This is a genomic window from Microbacterium arborescens, assembly GCF_030369635.1.
GTDB lineage: Bacteria > Actinomycetota > Actinomycetes > Actinomycetales > Microbacteriaceae > Microbacterium.
In genome coordinates, this window is sequence record NZ_CP128474.1 from 3250129 (window position 1) to 3271303 (window position 21175).

The window sequence follows — 21175 nt, forward strand, 5'->3', positions numbered from 1 at the left end:
GGATGCAAGGGATCGTGGCCGACACCCCGGGGCGACGGCATCCGAGTCGGGGTGTCGCACTGGATCCCTTGCATCGCGGTGCGACGGGCGCGAGCGGGCGGGGGGGGGTGGGAGGATCGGCGGATGACGTCGTCATTCGAGATCGTGACGCGCGCCGCGGTATCGGCGGAGGCGCTGTTCGACGCGTCGCGTGACATCGGGGCGCACGTCGCCTCGATGCGCGGCACCGGCGAGCGCGCGATCGATGGTGTGACGAGCGGCCTGATCGGGCTCGACGAAACGGTGACCTGGCGGGCGTGGCATTTCGGCATCCCGTTCCGGATGACGTCGCGGGTCACGGCACTCGACCGGCCGCTCCGCTTCGTCGACGAGCAGGTCTCCGGGCCGTTCCGCGTGTTCCGGCACGAGCACCTCTATGTCGAGCGCGACGGGATGACGATCATGACCGACCGCGTGACCCTCGCCTCGCCCGTTCTCGGCCGAATCGCCGAACGCCTCGTGCTCGTACCCTATTTGCGCCGCCTGCTCACCCGCCGGGCCGAGCATCTGGTGACGTCCGTCTCGGGCTGATCGCCGCGCCGCGTCCGGCCACGCGTGCCGCCCGCGCCGCGCACACACCGCGATACAAGGGATCACGACCGACACCCCGGGCCGGCGGCATCCGCACCGGGGTGTTGCGGTCGATTCCTTGCATCCGCGCACGGGCACCCACACCCCCACCACGCCGGGGCCGGTCAGCGGCCGAGGTCGATCACGGCCGCGCCGAAGGGCTCGAGGCGCAGGGTCGTGCCCTCGACACGCGCCCCGAACGACAGGAGAGGGATGCCGCGGCCACCGAGCGCCACGTCGCAGGGCCGGTCGGCCGGATTGAGCGCGACCAGAAGCGACCCTCCCCGCCGGTACACGAAGGGGTAGCCGGTCGTCGACCGTCACGTCGGCCCGCGCCGACAGTCGGGGATCGCCCCGCCGCAGCGCGATCGCGTCACGTAGGAAGTGCAGGAGGGATGCCGGGTCATGCAGCTGCCGCGCCACGGTCGGGGCGTCCGGGGCCGGGTCGGCGGGCAGGTACCTCGACTCGTGGGCGCGCTGCCCGAGAATCTCCACCGTTCCCCAGGCCATCGGCGTGCGCGATCCCGCTCGCTCGTACGTCGGCCCGAGCGACGACCCCTCGAGAGGGCCGACGCCCGGCAGGTAGCGCATGCCGATCTCGTCGCCGTAGTAGATCGAGGGCATCGCCGGCCAGGTCAGCACGAGCAGCAGCGCCGCGCGGGCCTGCCGCGCATCGCGGTCGCCGCTGACCATGCGCGTGAAGTCGTGGTTCGCCGTCGGCAGCCCGACGATCCCCCGGCTGCCGGCCTCACGGATGGCATCGCGCGCCTCGGACCACGCCTCGACGAATTCTGCCGCGTCGCCTCGACCGGCGGCGTCGGCCCACGCGTCGCGGGCGGGCCATGCCTCGTGGACGGTGCCCGAGCCGTTCTCGAACAGCGACTTCAGCGGCATCCCGTCGAAGTCGCCGCCGAACTGCAGGAAGAAGTCGACGTCGAATCCCGCGGGCACCGCTCGTGCCGGGTCGCCCCACTCGGAGATGAGGATGCGGCCCGGGTGCGTGCGGTCGAGACGACGGTGCACGTCGTGCCAGAGCTTCGCGGTCTCGACGTGTCCGGGATCGTCCTTCACGAGCGACGCGGCCATGTCGACGCGGAATCCCGCGACACCGCGGTCGTACCACCGCCGGATGATGTCGACGAGGGCATCTCGGTTGCGCGATGGCCCGGGTGCATCGACGGCCTGACGCCACGGCTCGTCCGGATGAGGCCGGGCGTAGCCGAAGTTCAGCGCGGGCTGGAAGTGGAAGAAGTTCGGCTTGTAGAACCCGCGGTCCCCGCGCGGCACCGGCACGAATCCGTCTGCGGCCACGGGGCTGAAGACGTACCGGTCACCCTCCGGGTCACCGTCGACGGGCGCGGCCAGCGCGTCGCCGAACCACACGTGCTCGTCCGAGGTGTGACCCGCCACGAGGTCGAGCACGATCCCGATGCCCCGCCGCTCGGCCTCGGCGAGGAGCCGGTCCATCGCCGCGTCGCCGCCGTACCGGTCGGCCACACGGTCGAAGTCGGCGACGTCGTACCCGGCGTCGCGGAAGGGCGAGACGAAGACGGGGTTGAGCCACACGGCATCGACGCCGAGCCAGGCGAGGTAATCCAGTCGCGCCGCGACACCGTCGAGATCGCCGATGCCGTCACCGTCAGCGTCGGCGAAGCTCTGCGGATACGCCTGATACAGGACGAGGCGGTCGAGGCGATCGGCCAGGGGAACGAGGGTCATGACGCTGCTCCTTCGCAGGTTTTCTCGATGCAAGGCTTGATGTAACCGGTTACACGGAGGTACAGTCCCCAATGTATCCGGTTACATCGCCGGATCACAGAGCAACCCGGCACCAGACACCAGCACCCGCACCCGACACGACGAAGTGAGGTGGGCCCGCGTGGCATCCGATTCCCCCGCCGTTCGCCCGACCATCCGCGACATCGCCCGCGAGGCCGGGGTGTCGGTCGCGACCGTCTCGCGCGTCACGCACGACGATCCGCGCGTCGTCGCCGAAACGAAACAACGCGTCCAGGCCGCGATCGACCGGTTGGGATACCGCCCCTCGGCTCTCGGCCGCGCCCTGTCGTATCAGCGCACGAACACTCTCGGCATCGTGCTGCCCGGACTCGGCGGCCCCTACTTCGCCCAGCTCATCGAGGGCGCCGAGTCGGTGGCGGTCGAGCGCGGCGTCGTCATCAACGTCGTCGGAACCCACCTGCGGCCCGACGCCGCCGGGGCCGTGCGCCAACTCGCCGAACGCACCGACGGACTCATCATCGCCGGCGGCACGCTGCCGTCCGACGAGGTCGCCGCGCTCGCACGCTCGGGCCGAGTGATCGTCGTCGCCGGCGAGGCCGACGAGGCAGCGACCGTGGTGACCGACGGCCGCGCGGCCGCCGCCGAGCTCACCGGCCACCTCGCCGACGTGCACGGGTACCGCCGCATGCGCTTCGTCGGTGAGCCCTCGGGGTCACCCGACACGGCGTGGCGTTACGAGGGCTTCCGCGACGCTCTCGAGCAGCGCGGTCTCGCCGAGGCGGGTGAGCCCGTCCGGCTCGGCCTCGACGTGCGCAGCGGCGCGGTCGCCGCCCGGATGCTGCACGATGACGCGGATCTGCCCGATGCTCTCGTCTGCGCCAACGACGAGCTCGCGATCGGCATGCTGGCCACACTGCCGGGCCTCGGCCACCGCATCCCGGCGGATGTCGCGGTCACGGGCTTCGACGACCAGGCTCTCGCCGGCATCGCCTCGCCGCGCCTGACGACGGTGCACCAGCCGATCGCCGAGCTCGGTGCTCGCGCAGCGGCCGGTGCGCTGGGCGATGACATCCGGTCGCACACCGTCCTGCCGACCCGACTGGTCGTGCGGGAGTCGTGCGGCTGCGCGCCGGAAACGACGCCGGAGGCGATGCCCGACTGAGAACGCGACCGGTCGAGGAGCGACCGGCCTCACAGAGGAACGAGGAGGTTCCGATGAGAAGACGCAGAGGACTGGCGGCGGGAGCGATCGCCCTGACCGCGCTGCTCGCGACATCCGCGTGCGCGAATGTCGGCCTCGAGCCCGCACCCGAAGCCCCGCCGGGATTCATCGACGAGCTGCGGATGCCGTCCGAGGCCGGCGGATCGGTGCAGGGACTGCTCAACTACAACTGGCTCTCCCCCAACGCGACGGTTCAGACCTGGCTCTTCGAGCCGCTCATGATCCGAGACCGATTCACCTGCGAGGCCGTGCCCTGGCTCGCCACCGACTACGAGTGGGAACGCCCCGACCGCCTCGTACTGACCCTGCGCGAGGGCGTGGAGTGGAGCGACGGCGAGCCCTTCACCGCTGACGACGTCGTGTACACCTTCATGGCGGGCAAGGAGTTTCCCGCCGCTGACAAGTCGGGCCTGTGGGGCGACTTCTTCGGCGCTCCCGCCGAGAGCGTCACCGCGGCCGACGACCACACCGTCGTCTTCGACTTCGCGGGTGCCGCGGTGCCGAAGACCGACGCCATCCTGCAGAACACCAAGATCCTGCCCGAGCACATCTACGCCGCGCAGGGCGATCCGACCCTGTTCGTCGACGAGCAGGGCGTGGGCACCGGCCCGTTCACCCCCGAGTCCTACAACGGACGCCGCCTCGTGCTCGAGCGCAACGAGAACTACTGGAACGCCGACGAGGTCCGCGTCCAGCGCCTCTCGCTCGAGGGCCAGTACGACGCGAACTCCGGGGCACTGAAGCTCCGCAGCGGCGCGCTCGACCTCTACCGCGGCGACATCCCCAACCCCAACCGCTCGGTGGTGGCGCCCGACCCCGAGAACGCGCATTTCTTCTACCCGCCCGACGCCATCACCGCCCTCGTGCTCAACAACGAGCGCCCGGTGCTCAACGACCCGAGATTCCGCGAGGCCTTCGCCTACGCGCTCGATCGCGAGGCGCTCAGCCAGCGCGCGAGCTTCGGCATCATGGAGCCGGCGAGCCAGACGATGCTGCTCCTCCCCTTCCAGGAGCAGGCGGTGCCCGAGCAGTGGCGGGGCAAGGAGTTCATCCCCTACGACCCCGCGCGGGCGAACGAGATGCTGGATGCCGCCGGCTACGAGCGCGGGCCCGACGGGCTCCGCGTCGACGAGAACGGTGAGCCGCTGTCGTTCGTCTTCAGCGTGCAGGCCGGGTGGATGGACGTCATCGCCATGGCGGATGTCGTCGCCCGCAACGCCGCCGACGTCGGCATCTCGGTGCGCATGGTCACGACCGATCCCAACGCGATCGAGGGGATGCAGAAGGCCGGCGACTTCGACATGACGGTCGACTTCATCAGCGGCGGATGCCAGCGGGCGCGCGACCTCGGCGCGAAGCTGCAGGCCTCGCAGATCTCGACCGAGCAGGAGCTTCTGCTGAACCGCGCCCGCTACGTCAACCCGGAGATCGACGCTCTCATCGCCGAGTGGACCAACACCACCGACGAGAGCCGCACCGCCGAGATCGAAGCCCGGATCATCGACATCTTCATGACCGAGTTCCCCTACATCGCGCTGCAGTACGCGCCGAACCGGCTCATCTACCGCACGAACAACGCCGTCGGATGGCCGAGCGAAGACAACCCGTATCCGGTCGACCAGCTCATCCGCGTCCTCCCGAACCTGCGCCCGCCGGGAGAGGCGGATGCCGGCGGGGCGGATGCCGGCGGGGCGGATGCCGGCGGGGAGGACTGAGCCATGGCCTACTACGCCCGCAAGACCGGCTACTTCCTGCTCACGCTCTGGGCCGCGATCACGCTGAACTTCATCATCCCCCGGCTCCAGCCCGGCGATCCGGCCGAGATCATGGTCCGTCAGCTCAACGGCCAGGGCGAGATCGATCCGGCCCAGGTGGCCGCCGTGAAGGCGATGCTCGGCTACTCGAACGACAACGTCTTCATCGCGTACGGCGACTATCTGCGACAGCTCGCGTCGTTCGACCTCGGCACGTCGTTCACATACTTCCCGTACCCCGTCGCCGACGTCATCGGCCAGGCGCTGCCGTGGACGCTCGTTCTCGTCGGCATCACCCAGATCCTCTCGTTCGTGCTGGGCACGCTGCTCGGGGCGATCGCCGCGTGGCGGCGCAACAGCCGTTTCGACGCGACGATCTCGGTCGGCTCGACATTCGTCGGCAACCTGCAGTCCGTGTGGATCGGTCTCATCGTCCTGTTCGTCTTCGCCTACACGCTCGGTTGGTTCCCGGCATCCGGCGGCTACGGCTACACGACCCCGGGGCTCACCCCGATCCACATCGCCGACGTCGTCTCGCACGGGTTCCTCCCCGCGCTGACGCTGATGGTCACGGCTCCGATCGGCTTCATCCTGTCGATGCGGAACACCATGGTGCAGGTGCTCGGCGAGGACTACATCCGCCTCGGCGCAGCCGCCGGACTGAAGGAGCGCACCCTCGCCCTCGGCTATGCGGCTCGGAACGCGCTGCTCCCGGTCATCACGGGGTTCGCGTTGTCGCTGGGTGTGCTCATGGGCGGCTCGATCCTCATCGAGACGGTCTTCGACTACCCCGGCATGGGGCGCCTCATGGGCGAGGCGACCTCGAACCGCGACTTCCCCCTCATGCAGGCCATCCTGCTGGCGACGATCGTCATCGTGCTGACGGCGAACTTCATCGTCGACCTCCTCTACCCCCTCATCGACCCCCGGGCCCGCCGGGCCAAGGCGTGAAAGGCAGGTGACGAACGATGTCCGATGAGACCCCCATCCCCCAGCCGGCCTCGATGCCGCAACCGGCGCGAACCGAACCGATGCGCACCGAGCCCGTCCGCACCTTCCGGCGGCGCGTGACCGACGAAGATGCATCGACCAAAGAGATCGTGGCGGTCGTCCGACCCGCCCGGTGGTACGCCGTCATCTGGTCGAGCAGGAAGGCGCGCGTGGGCATCGTGATGCTCGTGGTGTTCCTGCTCGTCGCGGTGTTCGCCGATCTCCTCTCGCCGTACCGACCGAACGACGCGACCTTCGCGCCGTCGCAGGATCCGAGCTGGACCCACTGGATGGGCACGAACACGCTCGGCTACGACATCTGGACGCAGCTCGTCCACGGCACCCGCCTCTCGTTCGCGATCGGGGTGCTCGGAGGACTCGCCACGATCGTCATCGCGATCGTGGTCGGGCTGCTCGCCGGCTACCGCGAGGGCGGGCTGCTCGACGACATCCTGTCGTTCCTGACGAACCTGGCCCTGGTGATCCCGGTGCTCCCGCTGATGATGGTCATCGTCGCGTACAGCGAGACGCGCGGGCTCGGTCTCCTCGTCTTCGTGATCGCGATCACCAGCTGGGCGGGCGCATCGCGCGAGATGCGATCGCTCATCATCTCGATGCGCAACCGCGATTACGTCACCGCCGCGCGGTTCGGCGGCGACGGGATGCTGCGCATCGTGTTCCGGGAGATCATGCCGAACATGTCATCGCTGATCGTCTCGGGCTTCATCGGGGCCGCGACCGCCGCGATCGCCGCCGAGGCCGGCCTGTCGTTCATGGGCTTCGGCGATCCCAACACCGTCAGCTGGGGTCAGATGCTCGCTCAGGCCAACGCCAACGGCGCGCTCGTTCAGGGCCTCTGGGTCTGGCTGGTCGCGCCCGGCGTCATGCTCGCGCTCCTCATGACGTCGCTGACGTTCGTGAACTTCGGCGTCGACATGCTCAGCAACCCGCACCTTCGCGAAGAGGAGAAGTCATGAGCCCGACATCCGATCCGAGCGCGGCGCCCGTGCTCGATGTGTCCGACCTGTCGGTGCAGTACCGGCCGAAGCTCGGCGCCACGCTCGACGCGGTCAAGCGGGTGTCGCTGCGCGTCGCACCCGGCGAGTTCGTGGGACTCGCCGGCGAGTCGGGCTCGGGCAAGACGACGTTCGCACAGGCCGTGCTGCGTCTGCTGCGGAGCCCGGGGCACATCACCGGCGGCTCGATCCGATGGGGCGATCGCGACGTCACGGCACTCGCCGACGACGAGCTGCGCCCGTTGCGCTGGTCGTACGTGTCGACGGTGTTCCAGTCGAGCATGAACTCGCTCAACCCGGTCGTGCGCGTCCGGAAGATGTTCGAAGACATCCTCGCCGAGCACACCGGGGCGGGCACAGCGGCTGCGCGGGCACGCGCGGAGGAGCTGTTCGACCTCGTCAGCGTCGACGCCCGGTTTCTCGACATGTACCCGCACGAGCTGTCGGGCGGCATGAAGCAGCGGGTGAACCTCGCCCTCGCGCTCGCGCTCAAGCCGAAACTGGTGCTGTTCGACGAGCCCACCACGGGGCTCGACGTCGTGGTTCAGAAGTCGATCCTCGACAAGATCCGCGAGCTGCAGGAACGCGAGCGGTTCGGTGCGATCCTCATCACCCACGACATGGGCACGCTCCTCGACTTCGCCGACCGTGTCGCCGTCATGTACGAGGGCGAGATCGTCGAGGACATGAGCGCGCAGGATGCCGTCACCACGGGCCCGCGGCATCCGTATTCCATCCACCTCGTCGGGTCGTACGCCGAGCTGCTCGGCGAGGACGTCGCCGGGTACACCGGAGCCGAGCTCGAAGCGCCCGTCGAGGTGTCGCAGGAGGCTCCGGTCGAGCACGCCCCCGTCATCGACGTCGAGAACCTCCACCGCCGGTTCTCGAAGCGGCAGGGGCTGCGGACCGAGCATGTGGATGCCGTGAAGGACGTCTCATTCACGCTGCGCGAGGGCGAGGTGACGGCGCTGGTGGGCCAGTCGGGCTCGGGAAAGTCGACGATCGCGCGCATCCTCACCCGCATCGACGATCCGACTTCGGGCTCGGTGCGCTACTACGGACAGAAAGACGGCGAGGCGCACGACATCACGACGCTCCACGGCCGGCTCGCGCGCGAGTATCGGCGCAACGTGCAGTACGTGTTCCAGGATCCGTACGCCGCACTCAACCCGACGCTCACCGTGGGGTACTCGCTGTCACGACCGCTCGCGAACTTCCTGCACGTCGGGCGTCGCGAGGCCGTGGAGCGGTCGGCGAGCCTGCTCGAACAGGTCGGCCTGACCCCGGCGGGCCGGTACCTCGGGCGTCTCCCGCACGAGCTCTCGGGCGGCCAACGTCAGCGCGTCGTCATCGCCCGCGCCCTCGCCGCCGAGCCGCGACTCGTCGTCGCCGACGAACCGATCGCGAGCCTCGACGTGTCGATCCGTGCCGAGATCCTCGAGGTGCTGCAGTCGCTCGTCGCCGACCACGGCGTCGGGATGCTGTACATCACCCATGACCTGCTCTCGGCCAAGAGCCTCGCCAACCACGCGCTCGTGCTCCGAGGCGGCGAGCTCATCGAGGCGGGGCCGGCCGACCAGGTCATCGACAACCCGCAGGCCGAGTACACCCGACAGCTGCTCGATGCCATCCCCAACCCGTTCGAGAGAAGGACCGCCGCGTGACCGACACTGAGCTTCCTGGCACTGGGCTTCCTGGCACTGGGCTTCCTGTTGGTGAGCTTCCCGCGGACATCCGCGAGCTCACCGAGCGCGAGGTCGACGCATCGATCCGGTGGCTGTGGGCGCACGCGACCGCTGGTCTCGACAGCCCCGGTTGCGGACTCGTGCTCGACCGCGACGACCTGCCGGGGGTCGCCACCATCGCGGCGACCGGCTTCGCCCTGGCGGCCTGGTGCGTCGGCGTCGAGCGCGGCATCCTCGACCGCGGCGACGTCCGCGACCGGGCCGCCGCGACACTGCGCACCCTGGAACAGTCGGTGCCGCAACGCGGCGGGTTCCTCGCGCATTTCGTCGACGCGGCCACCGGCGAGCGCCAAGGCCGATCGGAGTACTCCACGATCGACACGACGCTCGCGCTCTGCGGCGCCGCGGTGGCGGCATCCTTCTTCGCCGGCGACGGCGACGCCGGACGGGAGATCGGCGAGCGCACCGAGCGCCTGCTGCAGCGCATCGACTGGCCGTGGATCATCGACGACTCGGGCGACCGGACCGTCGTGCGGATGGCGTGGGTCGCCGACCGCGAGGACGATTACGCCGACGGCGCCGACGAGGCCGGATTCGTGAGCGCCTGGTCGATGACCGCCGAGCAGCTGCCGATGTACCTTCTCGCGGCGGGCCACGAGTCGGTGTCGCCCGAACTCGCGCGTGCGCTGTGGCAGGGGTTCGACAAGCCTGTGGGATCGTACGGCGGGCACGAGTGCGTGCACGAGCCGGCCGGAACCCTGTTCACGTACCACTTTCCCCTCGCGTTCTACCCGTTCCAGCGGGTGCGCGACCTCGACGGGCATGACTGGTGGGCGAACGCTCGTGAGGCGTCGTTGGCCTCGCGCGCGTGGTGCGCAGACCAGGCGGGACGATGGAAGACCTTCGACGCTGGACTCTGGGGTCCGGCGGCGGGCCTCGGCCCGGGCGGGTACGTCGTCAACGGGGCGCGCCCCGCGCTGCGCGAGCCGCACGCCGACGGCACGGTGCCGCCCGTCTCGCTCTTCGGGGCGCTCGCCCTCGCGCCCGATGAGGTGGCGCCCGCACTGCGGGTGCTGCGCGATGAGCACCCGGGCGCGTGGAACGATTGGGGCGCAACCGACGGAGTCAACCTCGAGGGCGACGAACCCTGGTACGCCGAGCCCCGATACGGGCTCAACAAGGGGGCAACCGCGCTGCTCGGCGCCGCGGCACTCGGCTCGACGCTCGTGTGGGACGCATTCTCACGGCATCCCTGGATCGCACGAGGCGCTGACAAGCTGGGCTTCACCCCGGCGTAGGTCGCCGGTCGTCGCGACTCGCGTGAGCTGACACCTCGCGCCCCCACGGGCCGCGACCAAGGGCGCGAACTGCCAAGCGAACGCCGCCGAGCGACGGGGGTCTTTCTGACCTGGCACTTCCCGCCCACACCGCCCCCGATACGGGCACTACCCGCCAAGCGAACCCCACCCAGCAGCGGGCGCCTCGCGAACCGGGCCCTCGCGCCGCGACGCAAGGGATGATGACCGACACCCTGCGGCAGCGGCATCCGTGCGGGGTGTCTCGTCGATTCCCTTGTATCCGCGCACAGCCGGAGAGTCGGGTGGGATGCTGGACGCATGAGCCTGCCGCACCGCGATGAGTGGAACGCCGATGGGCGAGGCTTCCGCCGGTTCGAGAGGACCGTGCGCGTGGGTGCGGGCGATGCCGCCTGGCGACGAGCCCGCACCGACCTGCTCGCCTGGCGGGTAAAGACGCGCAGCGGATTCCGGGTGGTCCCCGATGTTCCCCCCGCCGTCGACGGGCGGCACTGGCTCGAGATCGGATTCGGGCCGCTCACCCTCCGCGAGCCGGTCGAGGTGGTCGCGTTCGTCGACGAGCCCGACCGCGTGGGGTACGTCTACCTCGCGCTGCCCGGCCATCCCCTCGAGGGAGAGGAGACGTTCCTCATCACGCGACGCGGCGACGAGGTGCTCTTCACCCTGCGGTCACTCTCGCGACCGGCGCCGACGTGGTTCTGGCGGCTGGCCTATCCCGCCGTCCGCGTGGTGCAGGTGATCGTGCGCACCCGCTACCTCAGCGCGCTGCGCCGCGGCGACCACTCCGCCGGCCCGCTGAGTCACTGAACCGCTGAGCCGCTGAGCCACTGAGGCGCTGAGCCGCGACGCAAGGGATCGTGGCCGACACCCCGGGTGGACGGGCATCCGTCACGGCGTGTCGGGCCCGAAGCGTTGCATCCCGGCTCGCGGCTCCACGCGACGCGCCGGGTCAGCCGACGACGGATGCCGCGGCCGCGACGATCCGCTCGATCGACTCCTCCTCGCCCACCGAGATGCGCACTCCGTCGCCGGCGAACGCCCGGACGATCAGGCCCGCCGCGTCGAAGGCCTCCGCGATCTCGAGCGCCCGCTCGCCCGCGGGCAGCCAGACGAAGTTGCCCTGCGCGACCGGGACGTCCCAGCCGGCCTCGCGCAACCGGTCGGCGAGCGCGTCGCGGCGCACGGCGATGTGACGCACCCGTTCGAGCAGCTCGTCCTCGGCGTCGAGGCTCGCGAGCGCGGCTTCCTCGGCCTGGGCCGTGACCGAGAGCGGGATGCCGGTGCTGCGGGCCGCGTCGAGGATGCGGTGGTCGCCGATGGCGTACCCGACGCGAAGTCCGGCGAGTCCGTACGCCTTCGAGAAGGTGCGCAGCACCACCACGTTGGCGTGGCCGGCGGCGAGCACGGCGGCGCCGGTGACGGCATCCGGATCGGTGACGAACTCGGCGTAGGCCTCGTCGAGGACGATGAGGACGTCGGAGCGGACGCGCGCGACGAACGCGTCGAAGGCCGCCTGGCTGACGACGGGCCCGGTCGGGTTGTTGGGGCTGCAGACGATGATCATCCGCGTACGGTCGGTGACGGCATCCGCCATCGCATCGAGGTCGTGTCCGGCGTCAGCGGCCAGCGGCACGGCGACGGCGGTCGCTCCGGCGACGGTCGCGAGCCCGGGGTAGGCCTCGAACGACCGCCAGGCGAACATGATCTCGTCGCCCGGGCCGCTCGTCGCCGACGCGAGCTGGTACAGGATCGACACCGATCCGGCGGCCACGTGCACACCATCGGGCGCGACCGCGTAACGGTCTGCGAGCCGGGAGCGCAGGCGACCCGCCGAGGCGTCGGGGTACCGGTTGAACGTGGTCGCCGCGCGCACGGCCTCGACGACGCCGGGCAGCGGGTCGAAGGGGTTCTCGTTGCTCGACAGCTTGAAAGCGTCGGCTGAGGCCTGACGGCCCTGGCGGTATGCGGGCAGGGCCGCGATCTCGGGTCGGATGCGCACGGGCAGGTCGGTCACGATGCGAGTCTACGGATGCCGTCACGCCGATCGGATGACGCACGGGGGCGGCCGTGGGAGACTGACGGCACTATGAGCCTCATCATCCGACTGATCGTCAACGCCTTCGCGGTCTGGATCGTGACGCTGATCCCGGCGCTGGAGGTGTCGGTCGTGGCGTTCCCGCCGGGCGGTGACCTGCAGCTCGTGCTCACACTGCTTCTGATCGCCCTCATCTTCGGGCTGGTCAACGCGGTCGTCGGCACTGTGCTGAAGGTGCTCGCGTTCCCGCTGTACATCCTGACCCTCGGCCTGATCTCGTTCATCATCAACGGCTTCCTGCTGTGGCTGACCGGATGGGTGACCTCGGGCTGGGACTGGGGCCTGCGCATCGGCGGCTTCTGGGTCGCTGTGCTCGCGGCCATCGTCATCGCATTGATCAACTGGGTCGCCGGCATCCTGTTCCGCCCTCGTCGCGACGCCGACCGCCGCTGACACCGACCGCCGCTGACGCCCACCGGCACCGGCGCAGCCGAGATCGGAGGATCACTCGGGCCGCTGCACACGGTAGGTCGTGACTTCCGCGGGCTCATCGCCCACGAACTGCGCGAGACGCTCGTGGACGTCTCCGACGCGGGGATCGCCCGACGCGTCGGCGAGCGAGGCGGTGTCTCCGTACGCGTCCATGGAGTGAGCGCCGAGCGTGATGTCCGCGATGCCGGGCGGTGGATCGGCGATCCGCTCGACGACGATGCTGCCCGGCGCCCCGGCACGATCGAGGTGGCCGCCGGACTGCAGGGCAGGGACGAGGTCGTCGGTGTGCCGCAGCGTGACCTGGACCGTGGAGTCACCGGGATCCGCCTGCACCGGCGAGCCGAAGGTCACGTTGCCGACGACGCGGAAGGGTCCGTCCAACGCGAGCCGTGACGTGATCGCGCCGCCCTGGGAGTACCCGACGGCGAGTACGGCGTCACCCGAGCGAGCACCGGCCGCTCGGAGAGCGGTGACCACCGATTCGTACGACGCCGAGGTGCGGCCGGCGTACAGCTGAACGTTCGACGACATGTCGAACGGTTCGCGGCCGCCGAAGCCGAGCGGCGATCGGGTTCCGGCGACGTAGACGGCGAAGTGCCTCTCGCCTCCGGCGACGGTGTACCGCTCGACGCGCAGCTGATCACCCTCGCGCGGGATGCGCTCGGCGAGCGTCGCGAGGGTGAGCGGCGGCGAGGCCGATCCCGGTGGCGCCGCCGACCGGGCGACCTCAACGAGCGGCGCCGGCCCAGCATCTCCGACCGACCCGGGCCCGCCCCGCGCGGGCGGCGTACGCCCCAGCCCGAGCGCTCCGAGAGCCGTCAGGGCGAGGCCGCCGGCCGCGACTGCCGCGCCGCCGAGCAGACCCAGCGGGACGGTGGCGCCGCCGATCTGGCGCTGAAGCTCACCGTGCCGCAGTAACGGCCACGTCATCAGCAGCAGGTCGGCGCGGCCGCCGGCGCTCGGTGAGCGCTCGCGCGCCTCGGCGATGCGGTGATCGAGGAGCGCCGTCACCCGGCGATCGCCGTCCGCGGCGGCCCGTCGCGACACCTCGAGCTCGACGATGTCGTAGACGTCGGCGGCATCCCGCAACCCTCCGGCGAGAGCCGAGGCCTCGACCGCGAGCTCATGGAGAACGCGGGCGAGATCAACGGCGACGGCCGCGGCAGGCCACGCGGTCGCATCGTGCGCGGCGAGCTCGCGCGTGCCCGTCTCGAACGTCGACCGAAGTGCGTCGCATCGCGTCGACAGCCCGACGAGCACGGATGCCGCGGCCCGGAGCTGCCCCGTATCGACGGCGATGACCCCACCGTCGCGGATGTCGAGGGAGTCGTCGCTCACGGACCTCACGGGCCGCCCGCCACGAGCCGGACCTGAACCCGGCGCAGCTCGTCGTCGAGCTGATCGACGCGAGCCGCGACGCCATCCGCCCACGCGCGCCATGCGTCGAGGCGCGAGCGGTAGTCGCTCGCCGCCCGTGCGCGCCAGGCCGTCTCGTGCTGGAGCTCGGCGGCGCGGCGCCGGACCGCGTCGAGCTCGTCGCGCAGGGAGGGCAGGCGCGAGCGCAGCACCGCGATCATCTCGAGCGTCCGCACCGCGGCAGCATCGAGCCGCGCGGCGTCCGGAACGAGCAGGTGAGGAGAGGTCATGCCTGCCACGATGCCGCTGCGGGAAGCCGCAGAGACCGCCCTCGTCCGCCGCCGGGGAGGAGGTCGTGCGCCGATACGTCTGTGCAGGAAAGGCCGCATCCTCCACAATGGGACGGTGACCCGACGCGCCGACCCCTTCCGCGTCATGTTCGTCTGCACGGGGAACATCTGCCGCTCCCCCATGGCCGACGTGGTCTTCCGCTGGTTCGTCGACCAGGCGGGACTCGGCGACCGCGTGGTGTCAGCGAGCTCGGGAACCGGCGACTGGCACGTCGGCGAGCCCGCCGACGGACGAACACTCGAGGCGCTCGAGCGTCGCGGATACGACGGACGGGGGCACCGGGCGCGCCGCTTCACCCTGTCCGACTTCGATCGTTCCGACCTCATCGTCGCGCTCGACCGCTCGCACGAGCGCGTCCTGTCGAACTGGGCGCGCACGACGGCCGACACCGACAAGCTCGGCCTGCTGATGTCGTTCGACGCGCACGCGGGTGGCGACCTCGACGTTCCCGACCCGTACTACGGAGACGCCGGAATGTTCGACGAGGTGCTCGGTATGATCGAGAGCGCGAGCCGGGCGCTCTTCCGGCAGCTCGAACCCGCGATCCGCACCACGTCCTGAGCGCCCGTTCACACTGAATGGAGCCTCGTGACCTCTCTGCCCCCGCAGCCCCTGAGCCCCCTCGACGGTCGCTACGCCGCCGCCGTCGGCTCCCTCGCCGACTACCTCTCCGAAGCCGGTCTGAACCGCGCGCGGGTCGAGGTGGAGGTCGAGTGGATCATCGCCCTCACCGACCGGAGCCTGTTCGGCAGCTCGCCTCTCTCGGATGAGCACAAGACGCAGCTGCGCGGGCTGTACCGCGACTTCGGCCAGACCGAGATCGACTGGCTCGCGGCGAAGGAGGCGGTCACACGCCACGATGTGAAGGCCGTCGAGTATCTCGTTCGCGATCGCCTGTCGGCCCTCGGCCTCGACGCGATCGCCGAACTGACCCACTTCGCCTGCACGAGCGAGGACATCAACTCCGCCTCCTACGCCCTCACGGTCAAGCGTGCCGTCGAGAACGTCTGGCTGCCGAAGCTGCAGGCAGTGATCGACGCGCTCGGCGACCTCGCCCGCGAGCACCGCGACGCCACGATGCTCTCGCGCACGCACGGTCAGCCCGCGACCCCTTCGACGATGGGCAAGGAGATCGCCGTGTTCGCCTGGCGTCTCGCCCGCGTCGCCAAGCAGATCGAGGGCGGCGAGTACCTCGCGAAGTTCTCGGGCGCCACCGGCACCTGGTCCGCGCACCTCGCGGCGGAGCCCGACGTCGACTGGCCCGAGCTCTCGCGCTCGTTCATCGAGGGCCTCGGCATCGACTTCAACATCCTGACCACCCAGATCGAGTCGCACGACTGGCAGGTCGAGCTCTACGACCGCGTCCGGCACGCCGGCGGCATCCTGCACAACCTCGCCACGGATGTCTGGACCTACATCTCGCTCGGCTTCTTCGCGCAGATCCCCGTCGCCGGCGCGACCGGGTCGTCGACGATGCCGCACAAGATCAATCCGATCCGCTTCGAGAACGCCGAGGCGAACCTCGAGATCTCGGGCGGCCTGTTCTCGACCCTCGCGCAGACGCTCGTAACGAGCCGGATGCAGCGCGACCTGACCGACTCGACGACGCAGCGCAACATCGGCGTCGCCTTCGGTCACTCGCTGCTCGCCCTCGACAACCTGCAGCGCGGGCTGACCGAGATCTCGCTGTCGCGCGACGTGCTCCTGAAAGATCTCGACGCGAACTGGGAGGTGCTCGCCGAGGCGATCCAGACCGTCGTCCGCGCCGAGATCGCGGCCGGTCGCTCGCAGATCACCGATCCGTATGCGCTGCTGAAGGACCTCACCCGTGGCCGCCGCGTCGGCGGATCCGAGCTCGCCGAGTTCGTCCGTGGGCTCGACATCGGTGATGCCGCCAAGGAGCGCCTGCTGGCACTGACGCCCGCGACCTACGCCGGCCTCGCCGACGACCTGGTGTCACGCCTGCCCTGAGGCCTCGTCGTCAACGCGCCGCACCGAAAACGCACCGCCCCGTCGAGAATGCTCGCGGGGCGGTGCGTTCTCGCGTGAACGGTACGCGCTGGGCGATACCTCAGCGCTGGGCGGTATCTCAGCGCTGGGGCGACGAGGGTGACGAGCCGGACGCCGGGTCGTCGGGCGTCTCGGACTCGTCGGGGTACAGCACGGGCCGGTCGACGCGCTTGCTCACCTGCGCGGGGTCGACGGCGAGCATCAGTAGCGCGATGATCACGAGCGTCGCGATGAAGGCGATGCCCGCGACGACCAGGGCCACCACGACGGCGCGTTCGACGTCTTCGCGCGGGATCGACTGGAACGCCCCCATCGAGACCAGGGTGATGACACCCGAGAAGATCGCCGCGACGAACGCGAGGCCCAGCAGCTGGACCGGACGCATGATCTCGCGGCGGGTGGGGTGTTCGCCGCTCACGATGCGACCTCCGGATCGGACGAGGGGGATGACGGAACGGATGCCGCCGGCGCGAGCTCCTCGCGCCGCGGCGAGAAGCCGGCGATTCCGAGGAAGACGGCCACGACCGCGGCATAGCCGCCGAACAGCCCGACCCCGATCGTGATGCCGGTGAGCGTGAAGGCTCCGGCCTCCTCGATGACGTAGTCGAGCCGGTAGGCCGGGTTGACCAGCAGCAGGCCGACGACCAGCAGAAGCGTGACCGCGCCGATGAGAACCTCGTCGCGCGCGACCGGGGCACCGGAACGGCGACCGCGGATGCCGCCGATCAGCTCGATCGCCCCCGTGAGCGCGGCCCACGAGATGACGACGACGAAGAAACCGACCGTCGTCCGCAAGGGCGGCACGCCGGCGAGGATCGCGGCGATCAGGGTGATGATGCCGAGGACGATCGGCAGCGCGCGGCGGCCTGCGGGACTCGTCAACCATGCTCCGACGAAGAACACGATCGCGGTCGCCGTCGCGAAACCGCTGAAGACCGACATCCCTACGGTCGCCGAGTGATCGGGCGAGAAGGTGATCATCACCGCGGCGACGGCCGCGAAAAGGGCGCGCGCGAGCTGGACATGCCGCACCTCGAAGGTGCGGGCGGCGGATGCAGCAGACACGGCGGACTCTCGCGATTCAGAACGGGATCCCCCTGATTCTACGCGTCCGACCCGGGAGGCCGCCCGTCGGCGGCATCCCCACCGCATCCTGTCGGGAATCCCGCCGCACACGCCGACGTTGGCTCGGCACATGAAGGCATTGACGTACAACGAGTTCGGCGGCAACGACCGCTTCGAGATCACCGAGCGGGAGATGCCCCACATCGGACCCGACACCCTCGTGGTGCGCGTGGTGGCCGCGGGCCTGAACCCCGTCGACTACAAGGTGCGCGAGGGCTACTTGCAGGGGCTCCTCGACGTTCAGCTGCCCGCCGTTCCCGGCTGGGATGTCGCTGGCGTCGTCGAGAAGGTCGGTCTCGACACCCCCGAGTTCCAGGTCGGCGACCCGGTGCTCGCCTACGCCCGCGCCGACGTCGTCAGCGGCGGCTCGGTCGCCGAATACATGGCGGTTCCCGTGCGCACGGCCACGCGCAAGCCGGACGGTCTCGACTTCACCGCGGCCGCTGCGATTCCGCTCACCGGCCTGACCGCGCTGCAGGCGATCGAGCGGTCGGCCGTCGGCGAGGGATCGACCGTCCTCATCCACGGCGCGGCCGGCGGAGTGGGATCGTTCGGTGTTCAGCTCGCCCGCCTGCGCGGCGCGCGCGTCATCGGCACCGCGTCGGAGCGCAACCACGACTACCTCCGAGGGCTCGGCGCCGAGCCCGTCGTCTACGGCGACGGCCTCGCCGACCGGGTGCGCGAGCTCGCCCCCGAGGGCGTCGACGTCGTGCTCGACTTCGCCGGCGGAAGCTCGCTCGACTCCACGAACGACCTGCTGCGCGACGGCGGGGTCGTGACATCGATCGCCGACCCGCGGGCGGCATCCGAGTTCGGCGGCAACTACATCTGGGTGCGCCCGGATGCCGCGCAGCTCGCCGAGCTCGCGCGTCTCGCCGCCGACGGTTCGCTGCGGGTCGAGGTCGCCGAGACCTTCCCGCTTGACGACGCCGCCGCGGCGTATGCCCGTCTCGAAGAGGGACACACGCGCGGCAAGATCGTCGTCACGGTCTGACCCGACCGGATGTCGGAGGCGGGCGCGATCCTGGAGTCGTGCCCGCCTCGCCGATATCCGAGATGCCGTCCCCGTGCCGCGTCTGCGGCGGGCGGGCGGGCGGGGTCGACGCCGACACGGGGCATTGGCTGTGTCAGCGCTGCGGGTGGCGCCTGGGCGATGCGTTCGACGCCGATCTACCCCGACCGGTCGTCCCCGTCGTCTACTACCTGCGATTCGGCGCACGCGTGAAGATCGGCACGAGCGAGCGGCCGCGTCAGCGGCTGGCCGCGATCCGGCACGACGAGCTCCTCGCGCTCGAACGCGGCGGCCGGCCGCTCGAACAGCAGCGGCACCGCGAGTTCGCGGCCCTGCGAGAGGGCGGTGAGTGGTTCACGCTCACTGACCCGTTGACCGAGCACATCGAGACGCTGCGGGCAGCGGCATCCGACCCATGGCTCGCCTACGACCGCTGGCTGGGCGACGCCTACCGGCGCGCGTCGTCATGACTCCGCGGCCGGCGCCGCGTCATTCTTCGGTGAGGAACTCGATCGCGGTCTGTCGGAACACCCGCGACCCCGGCGCATTGAAGTGATGCCGGTCGGGGATCTCGACGAATCGTCCCTGCGGCGTCGCGGCGGCGAGGGCTTTCGATCCCTCGATGATCGCGTCGCGCGATCCTGTCGCGAACAGCACAGGCTGCTCCGGCGCGTTGGCGGGGTCGGGGTCGACGGTGCCCGAGGCGCGCATGCCGCCGGCGATCGCCAGCAGCGCCCGCAGGTCGTTGCCGGGAACGCGCTCGGTGAGCTGCACGTAGTTCTGCGTGACCGGGTCGGTCACCTCGGTGCCGTTCTCAACGAGCGCGCGCACCTGATCGATGTCGAGGCGCGCGAGCGGGATGCCGTCGGGCACGCCGCCCAGCACGCCGCGGGTGATGCGCGCGGAGAAGTCCTTCAGCACCTCCCAGCCCACGCGCGCACCCAGCGAGTATCCGACGTACATCGCCGTGTCGACGAGGTAGGTGTCGAGCACCGCCTCGACGTCGGAGGCGAGCTGATGGAGGTCGTAGTCGGACGCGCGATGCGGCTTGTCGCTCGCCCCGTGACCGCGCTGGTCGAGACCGAGGACGCGGAACCCGGCACGCTGCAGGTCTCGCACCCAGCCGGTCGAGACCCAGTTGTCCTTCGTGTTCGACGCGAATCCGTGGACGACGACCACGGTCGGAAGTTCATCCTCCCCCCACGAGTAGGTGGCGATGCGATGGCCGTCTTCGCCGACGAGGACGAATCGCGGTTCGGGCAGCTCGGTCAGACCGGAGGATGCGGGGATGCTCACTGTTCCATTCTCCCGCCCAGCGGGGCCGTCATTTCTTCGCGGGGTCGTGACCCCAGTTCATGAGCGAATAGCGCCAGGCCGTCTCGGTGATGTCACCGGAGGGGCGCTGCGCGAGGTGCCGGTTGACATAGCCGACGACTCTGCGCATGTGCTTCAGGTCCGATTCGGTGAGATCGTCCTTCTTGGTGCGCAGGAGGTCGACGATGCGGCGCGGCGGTTGCCCGGATGCACCCTCTTGAGAGCGATGCGGCGGATCTCGGCTTCACCGCAGGCGGCGACGCGGGCGAGCGAGCCATCCCGCGGCCACCGCGGACGCGGTGAGGGCAACGATCCACCAGGGGAAAGCCTGCTCGGCGACATCGGGCGGAAGCGTCTCATCGGCGAGACCGCTCGAGACGGTCTCGACCCGCGCGCCGCGGACGAGGAGCCGGTGGGTGTTGATGCCGGTCGGTGTGCACGTCAGGAGCGTGACGTAGTCGCCGTTCGGATCTCGGCGAAGGAGCTCTGCGTCTTCAGGCGTGACCGTGAGGATCTGATCGATCTCGTAGGTGAGGGTCTGCCCCGCGACCTCGATGAAGAAGCGGTCACCGACCTTCAGCTCGTGCAGGTCGGTGAAGAGCCGCGCCCCGGGCAGCCCGGAATGGCCGGTGAGGACGGCGTGCGTGTCGAGGCCGCCCGTCGGCACACTCGAACCGAGCAGATGCCCGATCCCCTTGTCGAGGGTTGCCGGGTCCGTGCCGTGGTAGACGGGCAGGTCGAGCGATATCTCGGGGATGCGTACGCGCGCCATCGGCGCATTCAAGCCGGTCGACAGCTGGGCGTTGTAATAGTCGACATCACCGGCAGCCGGCGCGGGCGACCCGGCCTCGGTGAGGACGTAGGGATCGCGCAGAGGCCCCTGGGGAAGCCGCGTGTTGTAGTCCTTCGCTTCGGCGAGAAGCCGCTGCAGCTCGGCCGGCGGGGCAGCCTCGACGCGCTCGACGTACCCGGACACCTCGGTCGCGTGGGCGCGGTCTGAGAGCCACTGCGCAGCCGACGGGTAGAGCAGGATGCTCACTCCCAACAGCATCGCGAGAGCCGCGAAGAGGTGGACCGGCGACCAGCGTCGTCGCGAGAGTCGACGACGGCCACGCCTCGTCGGAGGCATGGCCGTCGTCGCGCTCATG

General features: G+C 70.3%; 20 protein-coding genes and 1 pseudogene. 12 read left to right on the forward strand and 9 right to left on the reverse strand.

Features of this window, described 5'->3' with window-relative positions; translation table 11 throughout:
• Nucleotides 1-132 precede the first annotated feature (132 nt).
• Nucleotides 133-2328: an alpha-amylase family glycosyl hydrolase gene (locus QUC20_RS15955; RefSeq protein WP_353105710.1), complete on the reverse strand. Its 2196-nt coding sequence runs from the start codon at nucleotides 2326-2328 to the stop codon at nucleotides 133-135.
• 160 nt (nucleotides 2329-2488) lie between these two features.
• On the opposite strand from QUC20_RS15955, the gene QUC20_RS15385 reads away from it, so the two are divergent.
• The 7 genes from QUC20_RS15385 (at nucleotide 2489) to QUC20_RS15415 (ending at nucleotide 11139) form a co-directional block, all read left to right on the forward strand.
• Nucleotides 2489-3511: a LacI family DNA-binding transcriptional regulator gene (locus tag QUC20_RS15385; RefSeq protein ID WP_289330447.1), complete on the forward strand. Its 1023-nt coding sequence runs from the start codon at nucleotides 2489-2491 to the stop codon at nucleotides 3509-3511.
• Nucleotides 3512-3564: 53 nt separating this feature from the next.
• On the forward strand, nucleotides 3565-5286 hold the full coding sequence (locus tag QUC20_RS15390; RefSeq protein ID WP_289330448.1) for an ABC transporter substrate-binding protein: 1722 nt from the start codon (nucleotides 3565-3567) through the stop codon (nucleotides 5284-5286).
• A gap of 3 nt (nucleotides 5287-5289) precedes the next feature.
• Nucleotides 5290-6276, forward strand: coding sequence for an ABC transporter permease (locus QUC20_RS15395; RefSeq protein ID WP_289330449.1), 987 nt, complete (start codon nucleotides 5290-5292; stop codon nucleotides 6274-6276).
• Nucleotides 6277-6392: 116 nt separating this feature from the next.
• A complete protein-coding gene (locus QUC20_RS15400; protein WP_289330450.1) occupies nucleotides 6393-7292 on the forward strand; it encodes an ABC transporter permease in 900 nt (299 codons plus the stop codon).
• Nucleotides 7289-8995 (forward strand): ABC transporter ATP-binding protein, encoded by a 1707-nt coding sequence (locus tag QUC20_RS15405; RefSeq protein ID WP_289330451.1) that lies wholly within the window; start codon nucleotides 7289-7291, stop codon nucleotides 8993-8995. The genes QUC20_RS15400 and QUC20_RS15405 overlap by 4 nt, the downstream gene beginning before the upstream one ends.
• On the forward strand, nucleotides 8992-10314 hold the full coding sequence (locus QUC20_RS15410; protein WP_289330452.1) for a glucoamylase family protein: 1323 nt from the start codon (nucleotides 8992-8994) through the stop codon (nucleotides 10312-10314). Before QUC20_RS15405 ends, QUC20_RS15410 begins: the two co-directional genes overlap by 4 nt.
• A 318-nt stretch (nucleotides 10315-10632) precedes the next feature.
• Complete coding sequence (locus tag QUC20_RS15415) at nucleotides 10633-11139, forward strand: DUF1990 domain-containing protein (RefSeq protein ID WP_289330453.1); 507 nt, start codon at nucleotides 10633-10635, stop codon at nucleotides 11137-11139.
• Nucleotides 11140-11281: 142 nt separating this feature from the next.
• On the opposite strand, the gene QUC20_RS15420 is transcribed toward QUC20_RS15415, so the two are convergent.
• Nucleotides 11282-12346, reverse strand: coding sequence for a histidinol-phosphate transaminase (locus QUC20_RS15420; protein WP_120264003.1), 1065 nt, complete (start codon nucleotides 12344-12346; stop codon nucleotides 11282-11284).
• 72 nt (nucleotides 12347-12418) lie between these two features.
• Here QUC20_RS15420 and QUC20_RS15425 point away from each other — a divergent pair, with 72 nt between their 5' ends.
• Nucleotides 12419-12820 (forward strand): phage holin family protein, encoded by a 402-nt coding sequence (locus QUC20_RS15425; protein WP_120264002.1) that lies wholly within the window; start codon nucleotides 12419-12421, stop codon nucleotides 12818-12820.
• A 51-nt stretch (nucleotides 12821-12871) separates the two neighbouring features.
• On the opposite strand, the gene QUC20_RS15430 is transcribed toward QUC20_RS15425, so the two are convergent.
• On the reverse strand, nucleotides 12872-14197 hold the full coding sequence (locus tag QUC20_RS15430; RefSeq protein WP_289330454.1) for an alpha/beta hydrolase family protein: 1326 nt from the start codon (nucleotides 14195-14197) through the stop codon (nucleotides 12872-12874).
• A gap of 5 nt (nucleotides 14198-14202) precedes the next feature.
• A complete protein-coding gene (locus tag QUC20_RS15435; RefSeq protein WP_147374378.1) occupies nucleotides 14203-14505 on the reverse strand; it encodes a hypothetical protein in 303 nt (100 codons plus the stop codon).
• A gap of 145 nt (nucleotides 14506-14650) precedes the next feature.
• Between QUC20_RS15435 and QUC20_RS15440 the strand changes: the two genes are divergently transcribed.
• Both QUC20_RS15440 and purB read left to right on the forward strand, forming a co-directional pair.
• Nucleotides 14651-15127, forward strand: a complete 477-nt coding sequence (locus QUC20_RS15440) for a low molecular weight protein-tyrosine-phosphatase (protein ID WP_120264483.1) — start codon at nucleotides 14651-14653, stop codon at nucleotides 15125-15127.
• Between the two features lie 27 nt (nucleotides 15128-15154).
• Nucleotides 15155-16537 (forward strand): adenylosuccinate lyase, encoded by a 1383-nt coding sequence (gene purB / locus QUC20_RS15445; protein ID WP_120263999.1) that lies wholly within the window; start codon nucleotides 15155-15157, stop codon nucleotides 16535-16537.
• Between the two features lie 118 nt (nucleotides 16538-16655).
• Here the strand turns inward: purB and QUC20_RS15450 are convergent, their stop codons facing one another.
• Together QUC20_RS15450 and QUC20_RS15455 are read right to left on the reverse strand one after the other, a co-directional pair.
• Nucleotides 16656-16994 (reverse strand): amino acid transporter, encoded by a 339-nt coding sequence (locus QUC20_RS15450; RefSeq protein ID WP_120263998.1) that lies wholly within the window; start codon nucleotides 16992-16994, stop codon nucleotides 16656-16658.
• Nucleotides 16991-17641 (reverse strand): acyl-CoA synthetase, encoded by a 651-nt coding sequence (locus tag QUC20_RS15455; RefSeq protein WP_289330455.1) that lies wholly within the window; start codon nucleotides 17639-17641, stop codon nucleotides 16991-16993. The genes QUC20_RS15450 and QUC20_RS15455 overlap by 4 nt, the downstream gene beginning before the upstream one ends.
• A gap of 130 nt (nucleotides 17642-17771) precedes the next feature.
• On the opposite strand from QUC20_RS15455, the gene QUC20_RS15460 reads away from it, so the two are divergent.
• Nucleotides 17772-18695 carry an NADP-dependent oxidoreductase gene (locus QUC20_RS15460; protein WP_289330456.1) on the forward strand — a complete coding sequence of 308 codons (924 nt, stop codon included), beginning with the start codon at nucleotides 17772-17774 and terminating at the stop codon, nucleotides 18693-18695.
• Nucleotides 18696-18733: 38 nt separating this feature from the next.
• Nucleotides 18734-19183: a GIY-YIG nuclease family protein gene (locus QUC20_RS15465; protein ID WP_289330457.1), complete on the forward strand. Its 450-nt coding sequence runs from the start codon at nucleotides 18734-18736 to the stop codon at nucleotides 19181-19183.
• Between the two features lie 19 nt (nucleotides 19184-19202).
• On the opposite strand, the gene QUC20_RS15470 is transcribed toward QUC20_RS15465, so the two are convergent.
• From QUC20_RS15470 to QUC20_RS15480, 3 genes and pseudogenes are all read right to left on the reverse strand, one after another.
• Complete coding sequence (locus tag QUC20_RS15470) at nucleotides 19203-20009, reverse strand: alpha/beta fold hydrolase (RefSeq protein ID WP_289330458.1); 807 nt, start codon at nucleotides 20007-20009, stop codon at nucleotides 19203-19205.
• Nucleotides 20010-20037: 28 nt separating this feature from the next.
• A pseudogene (locus QUC20_RS15475) lies at nucleotides 20038-20235 on the reverse strand (DUF3140 domain-containing protein); the annotation flags it as partial.
• Between the two features lie 36 nt (nucleotides 20236-20271).
• On the reverse strand, nucleotides 20272-21174 hold the full coding sequence (locus QUC20_RS15480) for a class C sortase (protein WP_353105711.1): 903 nt from the start codon (nucleotides 21172-21174) through the stop codon (nucleotides 20272-20274).
• Nucleotide 21175: the final 1 nt, after the last annotated feature.